This window comes from Pseudoflavitalea rhizosphaerae, from assembly GCF_003991355.1.
Classification (GTDB): domain Bacteria; phylum Bacteroidota; class Bacteroidia; order Chitinophagales; family Chitinophagaceae; genus Pseudobacter; species Pseudobacter rhizosphaerae.
Map to the genome: position 1 here is coordinate 74,518 of NZ_RCSU01000022.1, position 7,867 is coordinate 82,384.

At 46.6% G+C, this 7,867-nt stretch carries 6 protein-coding genes; 5 read left to right on the forward strand and 1 reads right to left on the reverse strand.

Annotation, left to right across the window (positions count from 1 at the left end):
* Nucleotides 1-36 precede the first annotated feature (36 nt).
* The 3 genes from D9Y29_RS25670 (at nucleotide 37) to D9Y29_RS25680 (ending at nucleotide 4,277) form a co-directional block, all read left to right on the forward strand.
* On the forward strand, nucleotides 37-1,467 hold the full coding sequence (locus D9Y29_RS25670) for a DUF5106 domain-containing protein (protein ID WP_127133112.1): 1,431 nt from the start codon (nucleotides 37-39) through the stop codon (nucleotides 1,465-1,467).
* 5 nt (nucleotides 1,468-1,472) lie between these two features.
* Nucleotides 1,473-3,425 carry a peptidylprolyl isomerase gene (locus D9Y29_RS25675; protein ID WP_127133113.1) on the forward strand — a complete coding sequence of 651 codons (1,953 nt, stop codon included), beginning with the start codon at nucleotides 1,473-1,475 and terminating at the stop codon, nucleotides 3,423-3,425.
* A gap of 153 nt (nucleotides 3,426-3,578) precedes the next feature.
* Nucleotides 3,579-4,277, forward strand: a complete 699-nt coding sequence (locus D9Y29_RS25680; RefSeq protein ID WP_127133114.1) for a porin family protein — start codon at nucleotides 3,579-3,581, stop codon at nucleotides 4,275-4,277.
* A 123-nt stretch (nucleotides 4,278-4,400) separates the two neighbouring features.
* On the opposite strand, the gene D9Y29_RS25685 is transcribed toward D9Y29_RS25680, so the two are convergent.
* Entirely contained in the window at nucleotides 4,401-5,354 is a 954-nt protein-coding gene (locus tag D9Y29_RS25685) for a methylenetetrahydrofolate reductase (RefSeq protein ID WP_127133115.1), read from the reverse strand.
* A 120-nt stretch (nucleotides 5,355-5,474) separates the two neighbouring features.
* Here D9Y29_RS25685 and lptB point away from each other — a divergent pair, with 120 nt between their 5' ends.
* Nucleotides 5,475-6,260: an LPS export ABC transporter ATP-binding protein gene (gene lptB / locus D9Y29_RS25690; RefSeq protein ID WP_206513878.1), complete on the forward strand. Its 786-nt coding sequence runs from the start codon at nucleotides 5,475-5,477 to the stop codon at nucleotides 6,258-6,260.
* A 54-nt stretch (nucleotides 6,261-6,314) separates the two neighbouring features.
* Nucleotides 6,315-7,829: a GH3 auxin-responsive promoter family protein gene (locus D9Y29_RS25695; RefSeq protein WP_241238049.1), complete on the forward strand. Its 1,515-nt coding sequence runs from the start codon at nucleotides 6,315-6,317 to the stop codon at nucleotides 7,827-7,829.
* Nucleotides 7,830-7,867 lie beyond the last annotated feature (38 nt).

The window sequence follows — 7,867 nt, forward strand, 5'->3', positions numbered from 1 at the left end:
TTTTAATATATTAGAGCCTGTTTGATTATCGATACCATGAAAAAATTGTTGTTATCCTCACTATTGTCCCTGACTATCGCTGCTGCGTTTAGCCAGCAGGGTTATAATATCGGGCTCACCCTCAAGCCTTACAAAAATGAGAAAGTGTACCTTGGTTACTACTATGGTAAACTGAAAGCACTGGCGGATTCGGTAGTGCTGGATGGCAATAGCCAGGGAAGTTTCAAAGGCAATACAGCCCTGCCCGGAGGTATTTATTTCATCGTTTCCCCTTCCAGGCAGATCCTGTTTGAATTGCTGCTCGACAAAGAACAGCAGTTCTCCATCGAGGCTGATACCACACAGCTCCCGTCAGGCGTGGTTTTTAAAGGATCGAAAGATAATGCGCTTTTCCAGCAGTATACCAAATTTGCCAACCAGACCGGCTCAGCCATTCACAAGGCCAATGGAGAAATTGCCACTGCCACCAACAAAAAAGCAGCGGAAGACAAGGTGAAGAAATTGAATGAAGCCATGCAGCATTACCGCGACAGCCTCGTGAACAGGAATCCTGAATCCTTACTCGCCGCCCTGTTGCAGGCCATGAAAGAACCTGTGGTCCCTCCTGCTTCAAAACATCCCGGCGGTAAATATGATTCCAATTTTGCCTACAGGTACTTCAAGGATAATTTCTGGGATGGAGTGGAATTCAATGATGACCGCCTGGTGCGCACCCCCTTTTTCGAAAGCAAACTGGATAAATACTTCGACAGGCTGGTATCCCCCGATCCGGATTCCATCAAACCTGAAGTGGATTACATGTTGCTCTATGCCCGCTCGGGTAAAGAGATGTACAAATTCCTGATGGTGAAATTTGTTCAGCAGTACATCAACCCGAAATACATGGGCCAGGATGCAGTGTTTGTGCATCTCTTCGAGAAATTCATCAATACCGGTGAAGCGGATTTCTTTTCCAAAGAATACAAGGATCATATGACCAAACGCGCCTACAGTCTCATGGCCAATCAACTGGGACTGCCTGCCGCCAATATGAAAATGGTAGATACGGCTGACCGTCCTGCCAACCTCTATGACGTAAAAGGTGAAATGATCGTACTTTGTTTCTGGGACCCCACTTGCAGTCATTGCAAGGAAGTAGTCCCTAAAGTGGATTCTATTTTCCAGGCCAAATGGAAAGCCCAGGGCATCAAAGTATACGGCGTAATGGTAGATGGCGGAAAAGATCTCTGGACAAAGTATATCCGCGACAACAATCTAAAAGACTGGATACACGTTTACCAGTTACCGGCGCAGCAGGAAGCCGAGCAGTCGGCCGGACAACCATCCTACCGTCAGCTCTACGATGTATTCCAAACACCGATGCTGTACCTGCTGGACAAGGACAAGCGGATCGTAGCCAAGAAACTTGACTACCTCCAGCTGAATGAAATCATCAACCTTAAACTAAAGAAATCAAATACCAACTGATCCCAATGAGACCTTCTCCGAAAGCCCTTGCAACCGCCGCCCTCATTATCGGCAGCACTGCTACCGGCCTGGCGCAAACGATCTTCACCTTCGGTGGAAAACCTGTAAGCAAAGAAGAGTTCCTCAAAGCTTACAATAAGAACAATACTGCGGAACAGCCAACTGATAAATCCTATCGCGATTACCTGGAACTGTATACACGCTTCAAGCTGAAAGTGCAGGCTGCCTATGATCAGCGCCTGGACACGCTTCCGGCACAGCTGGCCGAACTTACCGGCTTTCGCAACCAGGTGGTGGACAATTACATGAATGACGATGCCAGCGTGAATATTCTCATCAATGAAGCTGCAGAGCGGCTTAAGAAAGATATTTCTGTGGCCCATATTTTTGTGGCAGCAGATGAACATGCATCCCCGGAAGCAATTGCCCGTGCTGAAGAGAAGATCAAAAACATTCAGCAAAGATTACAGAACGGGGAAGATTTTGCTCAGCTGGCCCTTCAGGTTTCCGAAGATCCTGCTGTAAAGAATAATAAAGGAGCTATCGGTTATATCACAGCGCTGGTGCTGCCATATGCAATGGAGAACGCCATATATGCTACCGCACCGGGAAAAACCTCTGCCATAGTTCGCTCTCAAATTGGTTTCCATATTTTCAAAAACCTGGCTGAAAGACCTGCCATTGGAAAAGTGACCGTTGCGCAAATTCTGCTTGGCTATCCCCCGGATGCCTCAGATCAACAAAAAGCGGCCAGTCGCAGAAAAGCAGACTCGCTGATTATTGTACTGAACAATGGCGCCGATTTCAAAGAACTGGCCCTGATGTATAGTACAGACAATACCACTTACCAGTCCGGGGGGGAAATAATGGAATTCGGTGTAGGCCGCTATGCGCCTGCATTTGAACAGGCTGCTTTTGCACTGAAAAAAGACGGTGAAATAAGCGCCCCCTTCGAAACCGATTATGGCGTACACATCATCAAAAGGATCAAACGCAGTCCATTGCCCGGGGACCTGAATGATAAAATATTCCAGGAATCGCTCCGCACCCAGGTGTTACAAAGCGACAGGATGAATGTAGCAAAGAATATCCTTTACGATAAGATCAGGAAGGAAGTACTTTTCAAACAACACGCTTCCGCTCCCATGCCGCAGGTAATTGCATATGGGGACAGTCTCCTGCAAAACAAGAATCCGAAAGGAGGTGCCTACTTCAAAGAGAACCCGGTACTCTTCCAGGTAAAGGATAAAGCATACAGGTTCAGTGACTGGAAGGAATTTCTGCAATCCATGCTACGCCTGGAAAATATGCGACACCTGCCAGCCAGTCAACTGTTTGAAACATTCTGCGAAAGGACCACCTTCGATTATTACCGCGATCACCTGGAAAACTATAATCCTGAATTCGCTTATCAGCTCCACGAATTCAAAGAAGGCAATCTGCTGTTCGAGATCATGCAAAGGAAGATCTGGGATGTAGCCAGCACTGATTCGGTTGGTCTTCACAGTTACTACGAAGCCAACAAGGATAAATACTGGTGGGAAGCCAGTGCTGATGCCGTGATCTTCACAGCAATCAATGCCGCCGCCGCAGAAGACGCCAGGAAAAAACTGGAAGCCAATCCCAAAGAATGGAAATCCATTTCAGAAAACAGCAACGGCAACCTGCAGGCCGATTCCGGAAGATTTGAACTGGGACAGATCCCTGTATTCGAACGTACCAACTTCACTGATGGACTGATAACAGCCAATGTGAAGAACGAAGCCGACAATACCATCACTTTCGCATATATATTAAAGGTATACAGGGATAAGAGCCCTCGAAACTTTGCAGATGCACGCGGTTTTATCGTAAATGATTACCAGTTGATGCTCGAAGAGAAATGGATCAATGAACTGAAGAAAAAATACCCCGTCAGGATCAAAGAGAAAATTGTGAAGTCGCTTCCAAAGCAATAACGTCCCCATTCAGGGTTTTCCTGTCTTCATTTTATTTTCATTTTCTGTTGTTTTTTTTGTACAGCTATAGCAACATCTTAAGCTTTGATTAAGTTAAGATTCGATGGCTGGCACAGTTTTTTTTAATAGAAAGTTGTACATAAATTTTAGCGTATGAAACGGATGAAACAATTGATCATTATTGTAGTTGCCTGTTCACTCAGTATGACTACAATGGCACAACAGAGCAAAGTATTCATAAAAGGCGGTTTAAACCTCGCCAACATTTCAAAGAATAGCGACGGTGAAGTGGATGATGCCAATACGTTGGCAAGCTTCCATGTAGGTTTGATGGCAGACCTTCCGGTGGGTCAGTTCTTTGCCATTCAACCGGGGTTGTTATTCACTGGTAAGGGCTCGAAGATCCAGAACGGTAGTTCATCAGACAACAATTATTACAAAGCCACAACAAATCCACTGTATGTAGAGTTGCCCGTGAATGCAGTGTTTAAGATTCCTCTTGAAACAAATTCACAACTCTTTGTAGGCGCAGGTCCGTATGCAGCATTGGGTGTTGGTGGTAAAAGGAAGATCGAAGGAAAATTGCTTGGAGTGGAATACAGTCGTAAAGACAATATCGAATTCAGTAATGATGATCCTACTACCTTCAATGAAGAAGAAGGCGCCGGCCTTGGTGTGATGCGTCGTTTTGACTTTGGTGTCAATGCTACTGCCGGATTGATCCTGAACAAATTTTTGGTGCAGGTTAATTATGGTTTAGGTTTAACCAAGCTGCAATCTGGTGCAGACAATGGTGAAGACAACAAGAACAAGCACAGAGTACTTAGTCTATCCGTAGGTATTGGTTTATAGAAGAACTGTAAGAAAGAATTGAAGAACCACGATGCAAAAGCAAAGGCTTCTTCCGGGTAAACGAACAACAACAACAGTGTTGTAGTTCAGTTCCGGGAGAAGCCTTTATAGTATGAGTAATTATTAAATAAGTTCTTTCACTGCGTTGTAGATCACTTTTGGTTTGCCGAGTGTATAATAGTGTAATACAGGAACGCCGGCAGCTTTCAATTCTTTCGATTGTTGCAGTAACCATTCAGTTCCTACCTGTTCAACTTCCGCATCTGTTTTGCATTTCATGATCTCGTTGCTGAAATCGGTTGGAATGTCTACATGGAAAGTGCGGGGGATCACGCTCAGTTGTTTCTTGCTGGTGATCGGTTTCAGGCCCGGGATGATAGGGATATCGATGCCTGCATCGCGGCATGCCTTCACGAAATTGAAATATTTCTGGTTATCGAAAAACATTTGCGTTACTACATATTCAGCGCCGGATTCTACTTTGGCTTTGAGGTAAGCGAGGTCCGTCTGAAGATTGGGGGCTTCGAAATGTTTTTCAGGATAGCCCGCTACGCCGATACAGAAATTGGTGCGGAAGCCATCACGAATATCTTCTTCGAGGTAGATACCGTTATTGAGATTGATCACTTGTTTCAGCAGGTCGAGTGCATAGCGGTTACCACCGATCTCAGGTTCGAATGTTGTTTCATTCTTGGCTGCATCACCGCGAAGTACCAGCACATTGTCTACTCCGATAAAGTTCAGATCGATGAGGGCGTCTTCCGTTTCACGCTTGTTGAAACCACCGCAAATGAGGTGAGGCACCGCATCTACCTTGTAATAGTTCATGATGGCGGCGCAGATGCCTACCGTGCCAGGACGCTTGCGTACTTCTACTTTATCGAAAGTGCCATCGGCCTTCTTCTTGAACACATGCTCGCTCCTGTGATAAGTAACATTGATGTATGCAGGCTTGAATTCCATCAGCGGGTCCAGATGGTCGTAGATAGAATTAATGGTCTTTCCTTTCAATGGCGGAAGGATCTCAAAGGAAATGAGGGTATCTTTAGCCTGTTTGATATGATCAATTACTTTCATGAGTGGTTAATTGGCCTGCAAACATATGTAAGGAAATCCGGATGGCAAATAGCTGTTAAATTCCGCTATACGAAAGGTATTTGGATTGGGATGAGTATTTTTGTACAAATAACGTAACACTTGATCAGCGAAATTCACACTAAAGAACTGGTAAAGATTTATGGCGGCCGTACCGTTGTGAACCATGTATCCGTACAGGTTAAGCAGGGGGAGATCGTGGGTCTGCTGGGTCCCAACGGAGCGGGAAAGACAACTACCTTCTACATGGTGGTAGGTTTGATCAAGCCCGATGAAGGCCAGGTATTCCTCGATAATGAAGAGATCACCAGGCTTCCCATGTACAAAAGGGCACAGCTCGGGATCGGTTATCTTCCCCAGGAAGCTTCCGTTTTCCGCAAACTCAGTGTGGAAGACAATATCAAGGCCGTGCTGGAAATGACCAAACTCACCAAAGCCCAACAGCGCGAAAAACTGGAAAGCCTGCTGGATGAGTTCCGCCTCCATCACGTACGTAAGAACAATGGCGACAGTCTCTCGGGCGGAGAAAGAAGAAGAACGGAGATTGCTCGTGCACTGGCTGTAGACCCAAAATTCATCCTGCTGGATGAACCATTCGCCGGTGTTGACCCCATTGCCGTGGAAGATATCCAGGGTGTGGTGGCGCGCCTCAAATACAAGAATATCGGTATCCTCATCACTGACCATAACGTAAATGAAACCCTTAGTATCTGTGATCGCGCCTACCTGCTGATAGACGGTAAGATCTTCAAACATGGAACGGCTGAAGAACTGGCCGATGATGAACAGGTGCGCAGGCTCTACCTCGGTAGGAACTTTGAACTGAAACGTAAGGACTATCTTCACGAAGAAGCCCTCAGGTCTATCATTGGTGAGAAGAATCAATAAGAGCCCTGTTGAAACTTACCTGTCAATTCCTGTAAATTCTTTATTTTGCCGATAGTGAAACTATTGTCGCCTGCCATATCATCGCTGGCCCGCATGAGACTGTGGCGCATTGAAGGATGGAAAACCCATCCGCAGGACGCGCAAAGGGAAGTATTGCAGGACCTCGTAACGGCAGCGCAATACACTGAATTCGGCAAGAAATACAATTTCTCCACGCTCTTCAATATCCGCTCTTTCAAGCAAACCGTTCCCGTGCATGAGTATGAGGACATGAAGCCTTATATCCAGCGCATCATGGAAGGTGAACAGAATGTTCTCTGGAACACTCCTATCTACTGGTTTGCTAAAAGCAGTGGCACCACTTCAGACAAAAGCAAATTCATTCCCGTCAGCGACGAAAGCCTGGAAGACGGCCACTACAAAGCCGCCAAAGACGTGCTGACGATGTACTACCAGTTCAAACCTGACTCTGACCTGCTCACTGGAAAGGGACTGGTACTGGGTGGTAGTCATACCATCAATCCATTGAATCATGAAGCGCAATACGGAGACCTCAGTGCGGTGCTCCTGCAGAACACGCCATTCTGGGGCAACTGGCTGCGTGTACCCGATCTCAGCATTGCATTGATGGACGAATGGGAAAGCAAGATCGAAATGCTGGCCCAGAGCACGATCCGTGAGAATGTAACTTCAATCTCAGGTGTGCCCACCTGGACGCTCGTGCTATTCCGCAGGATCCTCGAGATCACCGGCAAACGGTCCATTGCTGAAGTATGGCCCAACCTTGAGCTTTATATGCATGGCGGCGTTTCATTTACCCCTTACCGTGAGCAGTTCCAAAAGATCATCGGTAAGCCGATCAATTACCTGGAAATGTACAATGCCAGCGAAGGGTTCTTTGCTGCACAGGACATACCAGGTGAAGAAGGAATGCTGCTGTTTGTTGACCATGGCATCTTCATGGAGTTTATGCCGATTGAAGAATATGGAAAACAATTCCCCGATACAATCGGCCTCAGCGAAGTGCAGCTGAATAAGAACTATGCCCTCGTGATCAGCACCAATGGCGGGCTCTGGCGGTATTTACTGGGAGATACCATTCAATTCACCTCTCTGGAGCCTTTCCGTATCAGGGTCAGCGGGAGACTGAAACATTATATGAATGCTTTTGGGGAAGAAGTGATCGTAGACAATACCGATAAAGCTATAGCAGCAGCGTCTGCCGCCACAGGCGCTATCGTAAATGATTATACCGCCGCTCCCGTCTATTTCAGCGAAGGCAGTAACGGTGCGCATGAATGGCTGATCGAATTTGAGAAGCAACCCGAAGACCTGGCTGCATTCACCAAAGAGCTCGACGCCACACTCAAGTCCCTCAACAGTGATTACGAAGCCAAACGGCATAAAGATATTGCCTTGCGCATGCCCATCGTGCATTCTCTTACCAAAGGGATCTTCAGTAACTGGCTTAAAAGCCGCGGCAAACTGGGGGGACAACACAAAGTGCCACGCCTCAGCAATGAGCGCACACACCTGGAAGAGATCAAACAGTTAGCCGGAATCAACTAATTTATCAGCGTGTGCCCAGTCGCTCGCCTCTGGCGAGT